This window comes from Achromobacter sp. 01N37, assembly GCF_056399725.1.
In genome coordinates, this window is record NZ_JBFTRX010000001.1 from 627346 (window position 1) to 646312 (window position 18967).

Sequence of the window (18967 nt, forward strand, 5' to 3'; positions counted from 1 at the left end):
CGGGGGTCGTCATGCGTATCAGCGCCGTGCTGTGCCTGGCGCTGTCCGCCTTCTTCTACTACGCCTGGTACGCGTTCTACTTGAAGTGGGACTTCAACGAACTGGGCCGTTACTACGACCCCGTCGACCAGGTGGTCTACACGTCTTCGGGCTTTGTCTGGGTGCTGCCGGCAACCGTGTTGCTGGCGGCCGGCGCCGTCTTCATCTGGCGCGGCTGGCGGCGCTAAGCCCGCCGCCTTGCCGCCGCTTATTCGCTGCGGATATTCGCAGCCTTCACGATTTTGCCGTTGTCGGCGTATTCGCGTTGCACCTGCGCCGCGAATTGCTCGACGCTGCCCGGCGACATGATGTTCAACGCCTCGGTCAGCGGCTTGCTGATGTCTGGCATCGCCGCCACTTTGTTGATCATTGCGTTCATGCGCTGGCGAAAGTCGGCGCTGGTGGTGGCGGGCGCGAAAAATCCGAATGTGGATGTCATGTTCGCCATTGGATACCCCAGCTCGGCAAACGTCGGCGTGTTGGGGCGGGCAGGCAGGCGGGCAGGGGAGCCCACCGCCAGCAGCTTGAGTTTGCCTTCGTCGATCAGCGTGTTGACCGGCGCGGACGCGTTCACCAGCATCAGCGTGAACTGGCCGCCCAGCGCATCGGGCACCATCTGCGCCATGCCCTTGTACGGCACATGCGTGATGCGCACCTTGGCCTGGCCATTGATCTGTTCCAGCATCAGATGGCCCAGCGACCCCACGCCCGCCGTCGCCAGCGACAAGCCGTCGGGGTCTGCGCGGGCCTGATCCAGCATGGCTTTGAAATCCTTGCCGGTGAACTTCGGGCCACCCACCAGGTACACCGGCGAATACATCACGGCCGCCACCGGCGCCAGATCCTTCAGGGGGTCGTACAAGGTTTTCATCACGTGCGGCGACAAGGTCACCGGGCTGACAGCGGTAAAGCCCAGCGTGTTTTCGTCGTGCGCGCGGGCCACGGTGTTCATGCCGATCATGCCGCCCGCACCGCCCCGGTTTTCAACGATGACGGGCCGCCCCAGTTCCGTGGCCAGCTTCTGGGCAAACGCCCGCGCGGTGTTGTCGACGATACCGCCCGCGCCATAAGGCACGACGATGGTCATGGCCTGCGGCTTGGTGTCGGTTTGGGCTTGAACGGTGAACGAGACGGCACACAACGCGCTGACGGCGCAAAGGCCGGCTAGCCGCTTGAACTTCAACATGGCTTCCCCTTGTTGCGCGGCGGTATGGCCGCGCGTGATGACGGCGGTCCAAAGCAACGCGCCGGCATGCAGTGTGTGCAGGCCGGCGCGTGGGGGCAATCGGGAAAGCCCGGGGTTGCGAGCTTAGTTGGCGCGGTAGCCCCGGCTGGTCATGCAGGAGTCCAGCGAATGGTTGTACGAGTCCACCATCACCTGCGTGGTCCATTGCGAAATGGTGGCCGGGTCGTAACCGCTTTGGTTCATGGCCCAGCGCTGGCATTCGTTGGTGGCGTTGGCCTGGGCCGAATTGACCTTGGGCGCCGATTCATATTGCACGGGCGCGTATTGCGGCTGCGGTTGCGCGTAGGCAACGGGCGGCGCTTCGTAGACGGGCGCGGCATACACCGGTGCGGCATAGGCGGGTGCGGCATACACGGGTGCGGCATACACGGGCGGGCTGGTGTAAGCCACGCCCGGCGAGGCATAGACGCCAGTCTGCACATAACTGGGGCCAGAGTCAGCCGCCAGCAAGAGGCCAACCGCGGCCAAGGCAAATGCGCCGCCTACCCACCACCCGGCCGAGCTGCTGCCGCCACCGCCATGGTGGTGATAGTTATTACCGCCGTGATAGCCACCATGGTAGCCACCGCCACCATAGCCGCCACCGCCCCAGCCACCCCCGCGTCCGCCAGCCATCACAGGTGCGCTTGCAACGGCAAGCGCCAACGCCACGACAACCATCCGGCCTGTAAACCGTTTCATGATCTTGCTCCTGATTCGCCGCCCACAGCCTTTCGTAAAAGACGTGCGGCGATAGCACTACTTTACTGCTGCGCGTGCCAGTGCGTCCGCATCAAAAGTGGTTGCAAACGCTACTGCTATTTCAAGTGACTTCAAACGGGGGCGGTTGGGACGCGGCGTTGCTGCCACACCCTTTGTCGCGAAATCGCGACGGCAGTTGTTTCAGGGTTTTGTCAGCTTGGAAGGCCGTTCATTTGCGCGCGGTGTCAGAGCGGTCACAGTGCGTTTCGCAACGCCTGCGAAGTAGTAGCGGAAAGCGGTGAACGGTAGTACTTTCTCGCGATGATTACGGCACTACCCCCATCTTTATCGCAAGACAAGCGTCTCACCAAAGGTGAACGCACCCGCTTACAGCTGTTGGAGGTTGCCGCAGCGGAGTTCGCCGAACGCGGATTTCAGCATACCCGGATCAGCGACATCGTCGCCCGGGCCGGCGTGACGCAGCCTGTCTTTTATCAATACTTCTCAAGCAAGCAAGCGGCCTACGACGAATTGGTCGGCATGTTCGCGCAACGCTTGCGACTCGCCATCAGCCAGGCGCGTTTACCGGCCAGCCTTGACGGCACCGAACTGGCGGACCGCATCCGCCGTGGCGTCCTGGGCCTGCTTGCCATCCTGCAAGAAGACCCCAACCTGACCCGCATCGGCTTCTTTCAAGTGGCGGCGGCCGAAGCGTTGAAGGACGAACTGGTGGCGATGATTGCTGACAACATTCGCGCCGAGCAGCAGGCGGGCCTGTTCCGCCCGGAGATTTCAGCGGACTGGTTTGCGCAGTCGCTGATGGGCATCATCGAACGCTTCACGCGCCAGATGCCGGATGCGGTCCAACAACAGGCGCTAGCGGAATTCATCACAGACTTACTACTGGATGGCATACGCCACCCTCAACGACAAGCCTCCTAGCCGGAGGCTTTTTTTTGGGCGGTCGCGGATGCAACCGGCTGCAATTGGCCAACATAGTCCGAAAATTGCAGCCGCCGCCCGTGGGCTTACTCCACCCGTGCGCCCGACGCCGCGACCAATTTACCCGCTGCTTCCCAATCCGCTTTCAGCAGCTCCTGAAACTGGGCCGGGGTTTTCGCTTCGGCTTCCACGCCCAGCGATGCCAGGCGGGTTTGCACCTTGGGGTCCGCCAGCACCTTGTTCACGGCCGCGTTGATCTTGTCGCGTTCGGCGGCGGGCAGGCCAGCGGGGGCCAGCAGGCCCAGCCAGGAATCGAAGGCGTAGCCGGGCAGGCCGCTTTCGGCGACGGTGGGCAGGTCGGGTGCGAAGCGCGAGCGGGTCTTGCCGGTGTAGGCCAGGAACGTCACGCGCGGGTCGTTGCGATAGGCGGTGACGCCGATGGTGGCGGCGGTCACGGCTTGCACGCGGCCGGCCAGCAGTTCGGTGACGGCGTCGCCCGTGGACTTCATGGGGATGTGCTGCATCTGCGCGCCGGCCGTGGCCAGGAAGGACGCCATGCCCAGGTGCGATGCGCTGCCGTTGCCGGCCGACGCATAGTCGTACGCGCCGGGCTTGGCTTTGACGGCCTGGATGAAGTCGGCGGGGGTCTTTGCGTTCAAGCTGGAGGACGCCAGGATGATGTAGCCGGTGTTGCCCAGGTACGCCACGCCGGTGAAGTCCTTGTAGGGGTCGTAGCTCAGGTTCTTGTACAGGTAGCCCGCAATGTTGTGGCTGGCGGCGGCCAGCACCAGGGTGTTGCCGTCCGGGTTGGCGCGCGCCACTTGTGACGTGCCTACCGTGCCGCCCGCGCCTGCGCGGTTCTCCACCACGATCGAGGCGTTCAGCGCCTGGCCGAGTTCGTCGCCAATGGCGCGCGCGATGGTGTCCTGCACCGCGCCGGTGCCATAAGGCACCACGATGCGGATGACGCGTTGCTCGGCGTGGGCGGCGCCTGGGCCGGTGAGCGCCGCGCCGGCAAAGGCCAGCAAGCCGAGCAGGGTGCTGCGGCGTAACGCTTGAAATTGCAGGGGGGTGCGGCGTACAGCTTGAAATTGGGTAGGCATGACAGCGGCTCGTAGCGTTGGCGCGCCCGCCGAATGTGGGGGCGCGAAGGCGTTGGACTCTAAAGAGTCATGGCGCGCCCGCCAACGATTTATTTGCCGCTTGTTTATAGCTATCAGGGATATAGCGCCCGGGTCAGGCCCAGGTTTCGTGCAGATGCGCCCATTGCGGCTGGCCATCTTCGCCCGCCGTGAACAGCGCAGTGGCGCGCCGCTGCGTGGCGCCGCCGTTCCAGGTGTGGCGTTCGCGATAGGTCAGCACGGCCGAGCCCGCGTCCGCATATTGCACCGCCCATTCATCGATCTGAATCTTCAAGCCCGGACGCGACCCGCGCAAGCCGGCGAACAACGCGGGCAACGCCCCGTGCGGCAGGCGTTGTCCGTCGGTCGTGATCATGCTGAACGCAGGCGCAAAGCTGCCAAGCAGGGCAGTCAACACGGATGCCGGCGCGTCGGTCTGTCCGATCCATTGTTCGATGTGTGCATGAACGTCCAGCGCAAACTGCAAGTGGGCGTCCTGCGGCGAAGGCGGGTGGGAAGAAGAAAGATCCGTCATGAAAGTGCAGTGAAATCAACCAGGAGCGCCATTCTAGACAGCCTGCCATGTTCTAAAAAACAGCCCACAGCTAGATATACTGTTCGGATTATTTTGACAATCAATCCTTGCCATGATCAACCTGAATCGTCTGTCGATGTTTGTCGCCGTGGTGGACGCCGGCTCGTTCACGGCGGCGGCCGACGCGCTGGGCACGACCAAGGCCGTTGTCAGTTTCAACGTGAAGCAGCTGGAACAGGAGCTGGGCGTGGCGCTGCTGACACGCAGCACGCGCCGCTTGGCGCTGACCGAGGCGGGCGAGGGCTTCTACGGCGATTGCGCCCGCCTGCTGCGTGACGCCGACGCCGCGGTGGACCAGGCGCGATCCGGGCAGCTGACGTTGTCAGGCAGCCTGCGGGTGACGGCGTCGGTGGACTATGGCAACCGCATCGTCGCGCCAGCACTCGCCGCGTTCGCCAGGCAGCATCCTGCGTTGCGGGTCAGCTATCAGGCGGGGTCGGCGCATGCGGACCTGATTGGCGAACGCTTGGACGTGGCGATCCGCGTGGGCGCGTTGGCGGACTCCACGTACCGCGCCACGCCCATCGGTGAATTCAAGCTGTTGGTGGTGGCCAGCCCGGCGTTGCTGGCGGAGCAAGGCACGCCACGGTCGCTTGCGGCATTGGCCGCGATGCCGTGGCTGGCGAATCGGCCGGGCCGTAGCGACCAGTGGCGCTTGATGGACAGCAAAGGGCGCGAGCACACGCTGCGCGTGTCGCCCGTGGCGCATGCGGATACGGCGTCGGCGTTGCTGGCCTTTGCGGAAGGCGGTTGCGGCGTGGCGGCGCTGCCCGACTGGCTGGTGGCAGAGCCCTTGGCGCGCGGCGCGTTGCAGCGCGTGATGCCGTCTTACGCGTTGCCGCCGCAGCCTGTGTACGCGGTGTACGCCGATACGCGCCATGTCAGCGCCAAGGTGCGTCGCTTCATTGATTTTCTGCGGACGGGGAAGTAGTTACCGCGCCGCGCCGTCCGCAGAAAAATTCAGCGCGTGATGGCCGGCGTGCCGCCCGCGCCCAAGTCCCAGTACAAGCCCGTCATCAAGCCCAGCGCCTGACGCAGCAGTTCCGGCGGCAGATGTTCATTGGGCGCATGCTGCGAACAACCCGGGTAGGAATGCGGCACCCAGATGGTGCGCAGGCCCAGCACATCCGTGAAGATGTCATTGGGCAGCGACCCGCCCAGGTTCGGCAGCAGCGCGGTCTTCTGGCCCGAGGTGCGCTCCAGCGAATCCACCGCCCATTGCACCCAGGCGTCGTCGGGGTCGATGCGCGTCGCGCAGAACATGGATTCGCGCGTCAGCGCAATCTTCACCATCGGAAAGCCATGGCTGTCCAGATGACGGCGCAGCGCGGGGATCAGGTCGTCCGGGTTCACGCCCACCACAAAGCGCAATTGGCAACGCGCCCAGGCGCGTGGCGGAATCGCGTTGACGGGCGTGTCGGGGTTGCCGGTCTTGTAGGCCAGCACTTCAAACGAGCACCAGCCAAACACGCGTTCGGCGGGCGACAAGCCGGGTTCGCCCCAGTCGGGTTCAATCTCGGGGCCGTCCGCGCCGCCATCCACCTGGCAGTCAGCCAGCGCGCGGCGCACGGCGGCGGGCAGTTCGGCGGGCACCCATTCCGGGATGCGGATCTGGCCGGTGGGCGACACGATGGTGGAAATGGCGTGCGCCAGCTGGATGCCCGGGTTGGAAATCAGCCCGCCCCAGTTACCCGAATGGTGGCCGCCCGCACGCGCTTCAATGCTCAGGTCAAAGTTCAGGCTGCCGCGTGCGCCCAGGAAAATGGTCGGGCGCTGGGCGGCCAGGCGTGGGCCGTCAGAGGCAATCAGCAGATCGGCGGCGAGCAGGTCGCGATGCTCTGCGCACAGTTCACGCAAGCCCATCGAGCCCGTCTCTTCGCCCATTTCAATCAGGTACTTGGCGTTGAACCCCAGCTTGCCGCGCGCTTCCAGCACCAGGCGCAGCGCTTCCATATTGATGGTGTGCTGCCCCTTGTTGTCGGCAATGCCGCGCCCGTACCAGCGGCCTTCGGCTTCGGTCAGCGCCCAGGGCGACAGGCCATCCTTCCATTCTTTTTCCAGCCCGCGGATGACGTCGCCATGCCCATAGCCCAGCACAGTGGGCAGGGCGGGGTCTTCGATACGCTCGGCATACAGGAAGGGCGCCAGGGCCTTCGGGTGCGTCAGAGTGCGGCAGGTGAAACCCAGCGCTTCAAACGCCGGGCGGATTTCAGACTCCAGGTAATCCGCCAGCACGGCGGCGCGTTCGGGATTCTGGCTTTCCGTGGGCAGCGCCAACCGGCGCGCCAGCAGCGCGCGGAAGGCGCCCGAATCAAAACAGAGTTCCGCTTGGGCGATGGCTTGCTCACGGGTCATGATGGTCGGGCTCCGGTGGAAGTGGGTATCGAAGATAGCGGTGAAGACGCATTCGATGCGGCAAGGGAAGACGATGCCGGGGGATACAGATGGCAGGCCACTACCGACGTATCACGCAGCGTCAGCGCTGGCCGTTCGGTTTTGCATTGGGCCATGGCGTACTGGCAGCGCGGGTGAAACGGGCAGCCTGATGGCGGATGCAGCGGGTCGGGAAAGGACAGCCCCAGCCCCATGTCGGGAATGCCCAGGCCGGGCTCGGGCGTCAGCACGGAAGCCAGCAGCGCCTGCGTATACGGATGGCGCGGGTCGTGAAACAGCTTGGCCGTGGGAGCGGATTCCACCACGCGGCCCAGATACATCACGGCCACGTCGGTGGCAATGTGCTCCACCACCGCCAGGTTGTGGCTGATGAAGACATAGGTCAGGTTGAATTCGCGGCGCAGGTCCATCAGCAGGTTCATGATCTGCGCCTGCACGGACACGTCCAACGCGGATGTCGGCTCGTCGCAGATGACGATTTCTGGGTTCATGACCAGCGCGCGCGCAATCGCCACGCGCTGCCGTTGCCCGCCCGACAACTGCCCCGGCGTGTTGTGCGCCAGACGCGGCGGCAGCCCCACGCGTTCCAGCATCTCGATGGCCTTGTGCAGCTTCGGGTTGGGAATGCCGTGCACCTCCAGCGGCAGCGACACGATGGACGCAATGGAGCGGCGCGGGTTCAACGACGAATACGGGTCCTGGAAAATCGGCTGCACGCGGCGGGCGAGCGCGCGGCGGTCCATCTGCCGGATGTCCTGGCCGTCGAGCTTGATGGCGCCTTCGCTGGGCGGCGTCAGGCCCAGCAGCATGCGGGCCAGCGTGGATTTTCCGCAGCCCGATTCGCCGACGATGCCCAGCACCGCGCCGCGTTCCACGGATAGGTCCACGCCGTTGACCGCGTGCAAGGTGCTGCGCGGACGGAACATGCCCGTGCGGATCGAAAATTGCCGGCTGACGGCTTCAGCTTGCAAGAGCGCGCTCATGCCGTAACTCCTTCCTCTTGGCGGATGCAGCGCCATTGCTGTTCGGGCGGATGGCCGTAGACGGGGATGGTGTCGCGGCACTGCGGTTGCACATAGCGGCAACGGTCGGCAAAGGCGCAGCCGCGCAAGTCGCCCACCAGCGAGGGCACCACGCCGGGTATCGTGCCCAGCGATTCGCCGGGCGGCGTGCGGCCAGGCACGGGAATACAGCCCAGCAGCCCCTGCGTATACGGATGGCGCGGCGTGGCGAAGATATCTTCAACCGGGCCTTCTTCGACGATCTGCCCGGCATACATCACCGCGACTTGCTGCGCGATGCGCGCCACCACGCCCAGATCGTGCGTGATCAGCACCATCGCAATACCCAGCTCGGCTTGCAGGTCGGCCAGCAGGCGCAGAATCTGCGCCTGAATGGTGACGTCCAGCGCGGTGCTGGGCTCGTCGGCAATCAGCAGTTCCGGGCCGCACATCAGCGCCATCGCAATCATCACGCGCTGACGCAAGCCGCCGGACAGCTGGTGCGGGTACTGCGTCAGCCGTTGCCCGGCCGAGGCAATGCCCACCTTTTCCAACAGTTCAACGGCGCGGTCGCGCGCTTGCTGCGCGCTGGCGTGGCGATGGTGGATGTAGTGTTCGGTGAGTTGTTCGCCGATGGCATAGGCGGGGTTCAGCGCCGTCATCGGTTCCTGGAAGATCATCGCCATCTTGCTGCCGCGCAGCGCGTTGATGCGCCGTCCGCGCGCGGCCGACAGGTCTTCGCCCAGCACCGCCAGCCGGCGGGTGGTGCGCTTGGCGGCCTTGGGCAGCAAGCCCATGATGGCCAGCGACGTCATTGATTTCCCGCAGCCCGATTCGCCCACCAGGCACAGCGTTTCGCCGCGCTTGACCTGGAATGACACGTCGCGCACGGCATGCAGCGCGCCGCGCGGCGTGGCGATATCGACCGTCAGCCCCTGCACGTCCAAAACGATTTCTTTGTCGGCCATGGTCAGGCCCTCTCTTCAGGCGTCAGCAGTTGATGCAGCCCGTCGCCGGCCAGGTTGATCGCGAAGATCAACAGCGCCAGCGCCGAACCCGGAATGGCGATGAGCCAGAACGAGAAGAACATATAGGCCTTGGCTTCCGAGATCATCAGCCCCCATGACGGCAGCGGCGGCTGCACGCCCAGCCCCAGGAACGACAGCGAGGCTTCCAGCAAAATGGCGCTGGCGGCTTCCAGGGTGGCAATCACGATCAGCTGCGGCACCACGTTGGGCAGCACTTCGCCCCAGACGATGCGCCACGTGGACGCGCCCGCAGCTTGCGCCGCCGCCACGTATTCCAATGACCGCACCTGCTGCGTGGCGCTGCGCATGACAACGGCGTAGCGGTCCCACTTCAGGAACCCCAGCACCAGAATCACCACCCACAACGAGCCGCCGACAATCGCTACCGTCGCCAGCGCCACCAGGATCACGGGCATCGACAATCGGGTCGTGATCAGGAACGACACCGCCATATCGACCTTGCCGCCGAAGTAGCCGGCCGCCATGCCCATGGCCGTGCCGATCAGCCCTGATATCAGCGCGACGCTGATGCCGATCAACAACGAAATACGCGCGCCGTAGAAAAGACGCGACAGATAATCCCGGCCCAGCTGGTCGGTGCCTAGCGGATGCAGCCAGGTGCCTTTGGCGTACCAGACGGGGGGTGCAGTGCGGTAAGCCAAGTCTTGGAAGTAGGGGTCGTGCGGCGAAATCCACGGGGCAAGCAGCGCAATCATCACGATCACGAACAGGATGCCGCCGCCTGCCAGCAGGGCCTTGTTGCGGCGCAGCCGGCGCCAGCGCAAGGTGGACGCGGTCAGTTCGATGGGCGCGGGAGCGCCGGGAACAAGTGGAGTCAAGGTAGGCGTAGTCATGTCAGGACACCCGGATGCGCGGGTCCAACCACGCGTTGGCAATATCAGCGGCAAGCGTCAGCAGCACGTACAACACCGACAGCAGCAGCACGATCAGCTGCATCACCGGATAGTCCTTGTACGTGATGCTCTGGTAGGCCAGATACCCCAGCCCGTCCAGCGCGAAGATGGTTTCAATGACGACCGAACCGCCCAGCAGATAACCCAGCTGCACCGCCGCCAGCGCCACCACGGGCACGATGGCGTTGCGCAGCGCATGCTTGAAGATGATCTTGCGGGCCGGCAGGCCCTTGGCGCGCGCGGTGCGGATGTAATCCGCGCCCAGCACTTCGATCATGCCGGCGCGGATCAGCCGCATGAAGGCCGGCGCCACGTAGTAGCCCAGCGCAATGGCGGGCATCACGAAATGCTGCCAGGTGCCGCTGCCCGACACGGGCAGGATGCGCAGCGAGATCGAGAACAGCATGATCAGGATCAGCGCAAAGAAGAAGTTCGGCAGCGCCTGGCCCAGCACCGCGATGGCCAGACAGAGGCGGTCGATGGCGCTGCCCTTGTAGATGGCGGCCAATACGCCCAGCGGAATCGAAATCAGCAGCGCAAAGGCCAGTGCGCCCATGCCCAGCAGCAAGGTGGTCTTGAGCTTGGACAGAATCAGCGGGCCGGCTTCGGTCTTGAAGTACACCGACGTGCCGAAATCGCCTTGCATGATGTGCCAGAGCCAATCGGCGTACTGCACCACCATTGGCCGGTCCAGCCCATAGGTCTTGCGGATCATGTCGATGTCGGCCTGCCGCGCCCCTTCGCCGGCCAGCGCCAGCGCCGGGTCGCCCGACAGATGCAGCAGCAGGAACGCCAGGATCGATACGGTCAGCGCCACCAGCGCCGCCAGGCCCAGGCGCCTGATCGTGAAATAAAGCATTGGACTTCCTCTAACGGTTCAGCCCGCCGGGCGCGCGCCATGCCCGCCCGGCGATTCCCTGGCGCTTACTTCCAGCTCATGTCCCAGAAGCGGACAAGCTCATCCGAATAGGGCTTGAAGTTCACGTCCTTGGTGGCTACGTAGTAGGCGGGCAGCGTCCACAACGGCACGGCATACGCCTTCTGCGCAATCAGGTCCAACGCTTCTTTGTAGGCGGCGTTGCGCGGCGCGCTTTCAATGGTGTGGTCGCCCTTGTTGAGCAGGTCGCGCACTTGCGCATCGCGCGTGACGTCGTCGTTGCCGAAGGCGAAGTACACGGGGGTCGACGCCGACACGTCGTTGACCAGGTTGGAACCCCAGGTCTGGTGCGTGAGCGCCGCCTTGTTCGCGCGGATCATGTCGCGCATGGCGGCGTATTGCAGGAAGTTCAGCTTGGCGCGGATGCCCACGGCCTGCAGGTAATTGATGATGGCTTCGGTCTGGTTGCGTTCGCGGTAGGCCACGATGTCGATGTCGAAACCATTGGCGTAGCCGGCGTCGGCCAGCAGCTTTTTGGCCAGCGCCGGGTCGTACTTGTAGGTGGGCGCGCCGTCTTGTGTGCAACCCACTTGCGACGGCGTGCAGATGGTGTTGATCAGCCCGCCGCCTTCGCCCACGATGTTCTTCAACATGGCGTCGCGGTCAATCGCGTGGATGATGGCCTTGCGCACGCGTTCGTCTTTCAGCTGCGGCGCCGGGGTGCCGTCCTGGATGTTCATCTGCATGAACACGATGCGCATGGTGTTGCCGGTCACCATTTGCAGGTTCGGCATCTGGCCCAGCTGTTCAGCCTGGTCTTTCGGCACGCTCATGATCAGGTCTTCACCGCCCGAGATGACTTCCGCCATTTGCGTCTGGCGGTCGGGAATGAAGCGGATGACGACCTTGCCGATCTTCGGTTGCGCCTTGGGCGAATCCTTGAAGTAGTCGGCGTTGCGTTCCAGCGTGATGGACTTGCCGGGCTGGTAGTCCACCACCTTGTACGGGCCTGAACCCACGGGCTTGGCGTTCATGCCCTTGGGGCCGACTTCCTGGTAGTACTTGGCGGGGTGGATGGCGACGGTGGTGGACAGGTATTCCTTGGCGCCGGGGAAGGGCTCCTTGGTCGTCAGGCGCACCTTGTACTTGTCGATTTTCTCAACCTTGTCGATCCACGACACGTTCTGCTGGGTCACCGCCTTGTTCTTCGGGTCGGCCACGTAGTTCAGCGTGTACACGACGGAGTCCGCGTCGAACTCCTCGCCGTTATGGAATTTGACGCCTTCGCGCAACTCGAATTCCATCGTCTTGTCGTCGATCTGCTTCCAGCTCTTGGCCAGTTGCCCCTTGTACTCATTGGTGACGGGGTCGCGGTAGAGCAGCGTGTCCCAGACGTTGGCGGCGATGATGACGCCGATCCGCACGTTGTTGAAATACGGGTCGACGCTTTCGGGCGCCTGGTCATACGCCATGCGCAAGGTGTCGTCCTTTTTACCAGCCAGCACGGGCTGGGACGCCAGCGTGGCGCAAGCGAGCAGGGCGGCGGCAAGGGCGCGCAGCGGGGTGATGCCGCGCAAGGGCGATGCAGATACAGCGGACGTGAAGCGATGCGATTTGAAGCGTTGCGGTGTGACGCGAAAATCAGCCATGGTGAAGGCTCCTCTGGAAGGCACTACATGTACTGCGTATCCATCATCTCGCTCCGGGCCGCGCCACCCTTGGTTTTATCGTTATCGTCCGTGCGCTGGGAGTGGGCTCAACCAGTTTCGGACGATTGCGCGGACTTGGGCGCCGCATCGGGGTTCAAGCTTTTCAGCGCGGCTTCGCACTTGCGCTGCAAGTGCTGCCGCATGATGCCCGCCAGCCGGTCCGCGTCGCGCGCGTCCAGGGCCTCGGCCATCTCGATGTGTTCCCGCATCGCCAGATCCCATTTCTGACGGTTCTCGTTCGACACGAAGCGCAGGTTCTGAATGCGCGCGTTCTGCGCGTCGTACAGCTGCTTGAGCAGGCTGTTGTGAGACGCCAGGCTGATGCGTTCGTGGATGTCGCGGTTGGTGCGGAAATACGTGGGCAGATCGTGGCGGGCGTGGCTGGCCATCATTTCGTAGGTCAGCGCACGGATCTCGGCGATTTCGGTGTCGGTGGCGCGTTCGCACGCCAGCCGGCACGACATGGCTTCCAGCCCGCCAATCACTTCAAAGGCTTCGCGGATGTTCGCTTCCGACAGCGCCACCACCTGCGCGCCACGGTTGGGTTCAATCTGCACCAGCCCTTCAGCCGCCAGCACCCGGAACGCTTCGCGCATCGGCGTGCGGGACACGCCCAGCATGTCGCACAGGGCGCGTTCGTTCAGGCGGGAGCCGGGGGGGAATTCACCTTGGATGATGCGTTCGCGCAGCGCGCCGGCCACGGCGCCCGGCAGCGTCCGGCTGTTGCCGGCCACGCGCGCCGCCGTCGGCGCGGCGGCCTCGGGCGGGGCGTCGGGCATGGCGGAATCGGCGCGTGCCGACCCGGCCAAATTCGGCATCAGGCTAGGATTGCTGCTCATTGGTATACCAATTTTTCCCCGTGTTTTTTTGCACTATAAACCTGTCGCAAGCACTTCAATCATGGGTGTATACCCTAGGTTATCGGTGCAAAAACAATGGGATAGAGTGGCGCATGCCGCAAGTCCGCCTGCTCGGCCGGGACGGCGCCAAAAGCCGTTTGAATCGCCGCGCAACTTTCGCTGGTATACAAAAATTTCCACTTTGGGGCGTCGCATGCTTTCCCTGAATTCCCATCCGTCCGGCCGGCACTTCCTGCAAATCCCGGGGCCGACCAACGTGCCCGACCGCGTCTTGCGCGCCATCGACCAGCCCACCATCGACCATCGCGGGCCGGAATTCGGCGCGCTGGGCCGTGCCGTGCTGGAAGGCGCCAAGCACGTCTTCCAGACGCAAGCGCCCGTGGTGATTTTTCCGTCTTCGGGTACCGGTGCGTGGGAAGCGGCGCTGGTCAACACCTTGTCGCCCGGCGATCGCGTGCTGATGGTGGAAACCGGGCACTTCGCCAGCCTGTGGAAGAAGCTGGCCGGCCGCCTGGGCCTGGACGTGGATTACATCGAAGGCGACTGGCGCCATCCCGTGGACGCCAGCGTGATCGGCGCGCGGCTGGCCGAAGACACGCAGCACCGCATCAAGGCCGTGTGCGTGGTGCATAACGAAACGTCTACCGGCGTCACCAGCAACATCGCCGCCGTGCGCGCCGCGCTCGACCGCGCGGCGCATCCCGCGCTGTTGATGGTGGACACGATTTCCTCGCTGGGTTCCATCGACTACCGCCACGACGAATGGGGCGTGGACGTCACCGTTGCCGGTTCGCAAAAGGGCTTGATGCTGCCGCCGGGCCTGGCGTTCAACGCCGTCAGCGCGCGTGCGCTGGCCGCGGCCGACACGGCCAAACTGCCGCGTTCCTACTGGGACTGGCGCGAAATGCTGACGGCAAACGCCAAAGGCTATTTCCCGTACACGCCGTCCACGAACCTGCTGTATGGCCTGCACGAAGCGCTGGCCATGCTGCAAGCCGAAGGCCTGCCGCGCGTGTTCGCGCGCCATGAACGCCACGCGCGCGCGACGCGTCTGGCGGTCGCCGGCTGGGGGCTGGAGTTGCTGAGCCTGGACGCATCCGCGCACAGCCCCGCGCTGACGGCGGTGCTGCTGCCCGAAGGCCATAGCGCCGACGCGCTGCGCAAGGTCATTCTTGACCGCTTCGATATGTCGCTGGGGCAGGGCCTGGGCAAGCTTACCGACCGCATTTTCCGCATCGGCCACCTGGGCCACTTCAATGACCTGACGCTGTGCGGCACGCTGGCCGGCGTCGAAATGGGGCTGGCGGCAGCGGGCGTGCCGCACCGCACGGGCGGCTTGCAGGCCGCCATGGAATTCTTGGCGCGCACGCCTGAAGGCGCTGCGGCCTGACACACCACACAACATAAGGGAAACCATGAACACGCTTATGCAGCAGGCGATCCAGTTCGCCAACGACCATGAATCCACCTGGGACCGCAGCGTCAAGGGCAACTTCGGCGTACACCTGAACGACCCGCCGCCCTGGAACAAGCTGCTGGGCCCCATCCACGACCGCGGCCCGGTGTCGGGCGTGGTGGTGGTGGACGGCAAGACGGTGGCGGAATGGGGCGAGCCCGAGCGCGCCGACCTGACCTTCAGCGTGGCCAAGCTGTACCTGGCGATTCTGGCGGGCGTGGCGCATGACCGTGGCCTGTTGCCTGACGTGGATGAACCGGTCGGCAAGCGCGTGCCGGGCATCGGCTTTGATGAAGGCCAGAACGCCGACATCACGTGGCGCCATCTGTTGCAGCAGACGAGCGAATGGGAAGGCGAACGCTTTGGCGTATCGGACCAGGCCGACCGCTATCGCGCCGTGACCTTCGGCGTGCCGCCCGATGGCAAGAAGGGCGACGCGCGCCCCTTGCAACGCCCCGGCACGTACTGGGAATACAACGACGTGCGCATCAACCAGCTGTCGTACGCGTTGCTGCATCTGTTTCGCAAGCCCTTGCCCGACGTCTTCCGCGAAGCCGTCACGCGCCCCATCGGCGCCAGCGAAGATTGGCAATGGGTGGGGTATGACACCGCCTGGGTCGAGATCGACGGCCAGCGCATGCCGTCCGTGCCCGGCGGTTCGCACTGGGGCGGCGGCATGTCGATCAGCGCGCGCGACCAGGCGCTGATTGGCCAGATGCTGCTGAACGACGGCCAGGCCAACGGCAAGCAGATCCTGTCGCGCGAATGGATTCAAGCGATGCGCACGCCTTGCGCCATCGCGCCGTATTACGGCTACCTGATCTGGCTGAACCACGAAGGCCGCGTGTTCCCCAGCGTGCCGGCGTCCAGCTTCTTCGGCGTGGGCGCGGGCAGCTCGTTCACGTGGGTGGAACCCGAACGCAAGATGGTCGTGATCGTGCGCTGGCTGAATTCCGCGCATGCAGACGCGCTGTTCGGAAAAATCCTTGCGGCAGTCGACGCGCCAGAGGCGTAACATTCCGACCTTGCCACCCGAACAAGGAATCAAGCCATGAATACCCGCCGACTGGGAACCAGCAATCTGCGCGTCTCGCCGCTATGTCTGGGCACCATGATGTTTGGAGAACAGACGCCGGATGACGAGGCCGCACGCATTGTTGCGTCGGCGCGCGATCATGGCGTCAATTTCATTGATACGGCCGACGTCTACAACGAAGGCCGTTCGGAAGAAGTGGTGGGCAAGCTGCTGCAAGGCCAGCGCCACGACTGGGTGCTGGCCAGCAAGATCGGCAACGTCGTGGGCAAGGGCCCGAACCAGTCGCATTACTCGCGCCAATGGCTGATGCGCGGCGTGGAGCAAAGCCTCACGCGCATGGGTACGGATTTCATGGACATCCTGTACCTGCACCGCGACTATCACGAAGAAAATCTGGAAGAAGCGCTGTGGGCGCTGGGCGACCTGATCCGCGCGGGCAAGCTGCGCAGCTTTGGCTTGTCGAACTTTCGTGGCTGGCGCATCGCGGAAGTGATGCGCCTGTGCGAAAAGATGGGCGTGCCGCAGCCGGTGGTGTGCCAGCCGTACTACAACATGCTGAATCGCGGCCCCGAGGTGGAAATTCTGCCGGCCTGCAAGCATTACGGCCTGGGCGTGGTGCCTTATAGCCCCATCGCGCGCGGCGTGTTGACGGGCAAGTATCTGCCGGGCCAGGCGCCCGCATCCGATACGCGCGCCGGCCGTGGCGACCGCCGCATGCTGGCCACCGAGTTCCGTGAAGAGTCGTTGCAGATTGCGCAGCAGCTGGTGCAGCACAGCGCCGCGCGCGGCGTGCAGCCGGGGCATTTTGCTACCGCTTGGGTGCTGGCCAATCCGGTCATCACTGGCGTCATCGCCGGCCCGCGCACCTTGGCGCAGATGGACGATTACTACGCGGCGCTTGAGGTGAAGATCACGCCGGAAGACGAAGCGATCGTTGACGGCTGGGTCACGCCGGGCCATGCGTCCACGCACGGCTACAACGACCCCAACTATCCGTTCTTCGGGCGGCCCGTCGCGTCGGCCTGATCGCCAGGCCACCACGCGCAATCGCCACCCGCGCCGGGCAATCGCAACTCGCGCCGCCTGCCTCTACGCCGGGGCGCGCGCCGGTTCGGTGGCGATGCCGTGCAGCATCATCTGTTCCACCACCGACGCAATGCCCAGCCGGGCCACGCGCCCGCGCCGTTCGGCGTCCACCATGCTGGTCAGCACGCCGAACAGCATCTCGGTTAGCGCCGCCGCCGTCATATCGACGCGGAAGGCGCCTTCGCGCTGCCCGCGCAAAAAGAACGCGTCCAACGATTCCTGGTAGCCCGACCAGCTGTTCATGATGTCGGGCTGCTGCTCGTTGTCGGGCTTCCAGTTGTACATGAGGAAGGCCGTCAATTCCTTGTGCGCCAGATTCTGATTGATCAGGTTGCGCAGCGCCTCGCGCGGCGGGGCGGAGTCCAGATGCGAGTCCGCCAGCGCTTTCTTCATGACGTGCGCGCAATGCTTGGTGAGGCGCAGGACCAGTTGGTCCCGCGTCTGACAGAAGCGATACAGCGTTGCCTTGCTGACGCCCACGGCCTTGGCCAGTTCCTGCAAGGTCGCGCGCGGCTGATCCACCATCGCCAACGCCAACGCCACTAAAAAGCGTTCGTGCCCCGCCTCGTCAGACATTGCCTGCCCCTTTCCATATGTGTGTGTGGAATCCCCGTTTGCCGGGTATTGGAGCATGTGCGATTCACTTTGTACAAACTTTCGTGATTTTGACAAGTAAAGACTTGTGAAGCCGCTTTGTTGAACTTCACAAAATCAAATGAATCATTATTGATTCAAATCAATCATTAAGGTAGCATCGCCCACTTGGTAAATGACGGTGCCGCGGGGCGCAAGGTTACAAAAATGAAAACTCACATGAAGCGGCGCTTGCCCTTGACGGCATTGTTGGCGGCACTGGTGTTGGCCGGTTGCGGCGGTGACAAGTCCGAGCCGCCCCAGGCGCAAACGCCGCGCCCGGTGCAGGTGCTGGCGGTGCAACCCGAGCGCTTCACGATGACCAGCGCGTTGCCGGGGCGTGTTGAACCCGTGCGGGTGGCGGAAGTGCGCGCCCGCGTGGCGGGCATCGTGCTCAGCCGCAATTTCGAAGAAGGCGCTGACGTGAAGGCGGGCGACGTGCTGTTCAGAATCGACCCCGCGCCGTTCAAGGCCGCGTTGTCGCGCGCGCAGGGCGAACTGGCCAAGGCCGACGCCGCCGTGTCCGACGCGCAGGCGATCCTGAAGCGCTACACGCCGCTGGTGAAGATCGAAGCCGTCAGCCAGCAGGATTTCGATACCGCTGCCACCACGCTGAAAAGCGCCCAGGCCGCGCGCCGTTCGGCGCAGGCTGATGTGGAAACCGCGCAGCTGAACCTGGACTACGCCACGGTCAAGGCGCCGATTTCTGGCCGCATCGGCCGGGCGCAAGTGACCGAAGGCGCGCTGGTGGGCCAGAACGAAGCCACCGTGATGGCGAAGATTCAGCAACTGGACCCGATCTACGTAGACTTCAACCAGCCCGTGGCCGACATGCTGCGCATGCGCGCCGCCTTGCAAGACGGCAGCCTCGCGCAGGGCGAAGGCGCCAGCATCTCCCTCACCATCGACGGCACCGACGAAAAGCGCAGCGGCAAGCTGCTGTTCTCGGACATCGCGGTGGACCGGACCACCGGCCAGGTGTCGGTGCGCGGCGAGTTCGCCAACCCCGACGTGCTGCTGTTGCCGGGCATGTATGTGCGAGTGCAGACGCAGCAAGGCGTGGACGCCAACGCCATCCTGGTGCCGCAGCGCGCGGTCACGCGCAGTACGGATGGCAAGCCGCAAGTGATGCTGGTGGGCAAGGACGACGTGGTGGAGTCGCGTGCGGTGCAGACCGGCGCGATGCGCGGTTCTGACTGGCACATCGTTGACGGCCTGGCCGCAGGCGACCGCGTCATCGTGGGCGGCGTGTCGGCCGCCGTGCCGGGCCAGAAAGTCAGCGTGGCGCCCGCCGAGCAAGCCCGCGTTGCCGCCTCTGGCGAGGCTCCCGCCCGTGCCACGAACTAATC

Annotated in this window: 19 protein-coding genes; 7 read left to right on the forward strand and 12 right to left on the reverse strand. The window is 64.6% G+C overall.

The window, feature by feature from the left end; genetic code table 11:
• Positions 1–11 precede the first annotated feature (11 nt).
• Entirely contained in the window at positions 12–227 is a 216-nt protein-coding gene (locus AC1DSJ_RS02715; RefSeq protein WP_441370963.1) for a hypothetical protein, read from the forward strand.
• 20 nt (positions 228–247) lie between these two features.
• Here the strand turns inward: AC1DSJ_RS02715 and AC1DSJ_RS02720 are convergent, their stop codons facing one another.
• Entirely contained in the window at positions 248–1225 is a 978-nt protein-coding gene (locus AC1DSJ_RS02720) for a Bug family tripartite tricarboxylate transporter substrate binding protein (protein WP_441371079.1), read from the reverse strand.
• A 123-nt stretch (positions 1226–1348) separates the two neighbouring features.
• Positions 1349–1966 carry a hypothetical protein gene (locus AC1DSJ_RS02725; RefSeq protein WP_346550136.1) on the reverse strand — a complete coding sequence of 206 codons (618 nt, stop codon included), beginning with the start codon at positions 1964–1966 and terminating at the stop codon, positions 1349–1351.
• Positions 1967–2362: 396 nt separating this feature from the next.
• Between AC1DSJ_RS02725 and AC1DSJ_RS02730 the strand changes: the two genes are divergently transcribed.
• Complete coding sequence (locus AC1DSJ_RS02730) at positions 2363–2908, forward strand: TetR/AcrR family transcriptional regulator (protein WP_254600464.1); 546 nt, start codon at positions 2363–2365, stop codon at positions 2906–2908.
• 86 nt (positions 2909–2994) lie between these two features.
• Here AC1DSJ_RS02730 and AC1DSJ_RS02735 read toward each other — a convergent pair whose 3' ends face one another.
• Both AC1DSJ_RS02735 and AC1DSJ_RS02740 read right to left on the reverse strand, forming a co-directional pair.
• A complete protein-coding gene (locus tag AC1DSJ_RS02735) occupies positions 2995–4011 on the reverse strand; it encodes a Bug family tripartite tricarboxylate transporter substrate binding protein (RefSeq protein ID WP_441370964.1) in 1017 nt (338 codons plus the stop codon).
• A gap of 133 nt (positions 4012–4144) precedes the next feature.
• A complete protein-coding gene (locus AC1DSJ_RS02740; protein WP_441370965.1) occupies positions 4145–4564 on the reverse strand; it encodes a hypothetical protein in 420 nt (139 codons plus the stop codon).
• Between the two features lie 112 nt (positions 4565–4676).
• Here AC1DSJ_RS02740 and AC1DSJ_RS02745 point away from each other — a divergent pair, with 112 nt between their 5' ends.
• Positions 4677–5555, forward strand: coding sequence for a LysR family transcriptional regulator (locus tag AC1DSJ_RS02745; RefSeq protein ID WP_441370966.1), 879 nt, complete (start codon positions 4677–4679; stop codon positions 5553–5555).
• A gap of 29 nt (positions 5556–5584) precedes the next feature.
• On the opposite strand, the gene AC1DSJ_RS02750 is transcribed toward AC1DSJ_RS02745, so the two are convergent.
• The 7 genes from AC1DSJ_RS02750 to AC1DSJ_RS02780 all read right to left on the reverse strand — a co-directional run bounded on the left by AC1DSJ_RS02750 (position 5585) and on the right by AC1DSJ_RS02780 (position 13326).
• Entirely contained in the window at positions 5585–6979 is a 1395-nt protein-coding gene (locus AC1DSJ_RS02750; RefSeq protein ID WP_441370967.1) for a M20 family metallopeptidase, read from the reverse strand.
• A complete protein-coding gene (locus tag AC1DSJ_RS02755) occupies positions 6976–8001 on the reverse strand; it encodes an ABC transporter ATP-binding protein (protein WP_441370968.1) in 1026 nt (341 codons plus the stop codon). Before AC1DSJ_RS02755 ends, AC1DSJ_RS02750 begins: the two co-directional genes overlap by 4 nt.
• Positions 7998–8987, reverse strand: coding sequence for an ABC transporter ATP-binding protein (locus AC1DSJ_RS02760; protein WP_054421553.1), 990 nt, complete (start codon positions 8985–8987; stop codon positions 7998–8000). Before AC1DSJ_RS02760 ends, AC1DSJ_RS02755 begins: the two co-directional genes overlap by 4 nt.
• A gap of 2 nt (positions 8988–8989) precedes the next feature.
• Positions 8990–9901, reverse strand: coding sequence for an ABC transporter permease (locus AC1DSJ_RS02765; RefSeq protein ID WP_441370969.1), 912 nt, complete (start codon positions 9899–9901; stop codon positions 8990–8992).
• A 1-nt stretch (position 9902) separates the two neighbouring features.
• Positions 9903–10820, reverse strand: a complete 918-nt coding sequence (locus AC1DSJ_RS02770) for an ABC transporter permease (protein WP_175169094.1) — start codon at positions 10818–10820, stop codon at positions 9903–9905.
• Positions 10821–10885: 65 nt separating this feature from the next.
• Complete coding sequence (locus AC1DSJ_RS02775; protein ID WP_082386943.1) at positions 10886–12487, reverse strand: ABC transporter substrate-binding protein; 1602 nt, start codon at positions 12485–12487, stop codon at positions 10886–10888.
• Between the two features lie 107 nt (positions 12488–12594).
• On the reverse strand, positions 12595–13326 hold the full coding sequence (locus tag AC1DSJ_RS02780; protein ID WP_054422400.1) for a GntR family transcriptional regulator: 732 nt from the start codon (positions 13324–13326) through the stop codon (positions 12595–12597).
• A 274-nt stretch (positions 13327–13600) separates the two neighbouring features.
• On the opposite strand from AC1DSJ_RS02780, the gene AC1DSJ_RS02785 reads away from it, so the two are divergent.
• The 3 genes from AC1DSJ_RS02785 to AC1DSJ_RS02795 are packed head-to-tail and all read left to right on the forward strand — an operon-like array spanning position 13601 to position 16925.
• Positions 13601–14797, forward strand: coding sequence for a pyridoxal-phosphate-dependent aminotransferase family protein (locus tag AC1DSJ_RS02785; RefSeq protein ID WP_441370970.1), 1197 nt, complete (start codon positions 13601–13603; stop codon positions 14795–14797).
• A 25-nt stretch (positions 14798–14822) separates the two neighbouring features.
• Entirely contained in the window at positions 14823–15878 is a 1056-nt protein-coding gene (locus tag AC1DSJ_RS02790) for a serine hydrolase domain-containing protein (protein ID WP_441370971.1), read from the forward strand.
• Between the two features lie 36 nt (positions 15879–15914).
• Entirely contained in the window at positions 15915–16925 is a 1011-nt protein-coding gene (locus AC1DSJ_RS02795; protein WP_054421561.1) for an aldo/keto reductase, read from the forward strand.
• A gap of 63 nt (positions 16926–16988) precedes the next feature.
• Here AC1DSJ_RS02795 and AC1DSJ_RS02800 read toward each other — a convergent pair whose 3' ends face one another.
• Positions 16989–17561, reverse strand: a complete 573-nt coding sequence (locus AC1DSJ_RS02800) for a TetR/AcrR family transcriptional regulator (protein WP_054421564.1) — start codon at positions 17559–17561, stop codon at positions 16989–16991.
• 225 nt (positions 17562–17786) lie between these two features.
• Between AC1DSJ_RS02800 and AC1DSJ_RS02805 the strand changes: the two genes are divergently transcribed.
• The gene (locus AC1DSJ_RS02805) at positions 17787–18965 is read left to right on the forward strand and encodes an efflux RND transporter periplasmic adaptor subunit (RefSeq protein WP_054421565.1); all 1179 of its coding nucleotides are present in this window, start codon (positions 17787–17789) and stop codon (positions 18963–18965) included.
• The last annotated feature ends 2 nt before the right edge of the window (positions 18966–18967 follow it).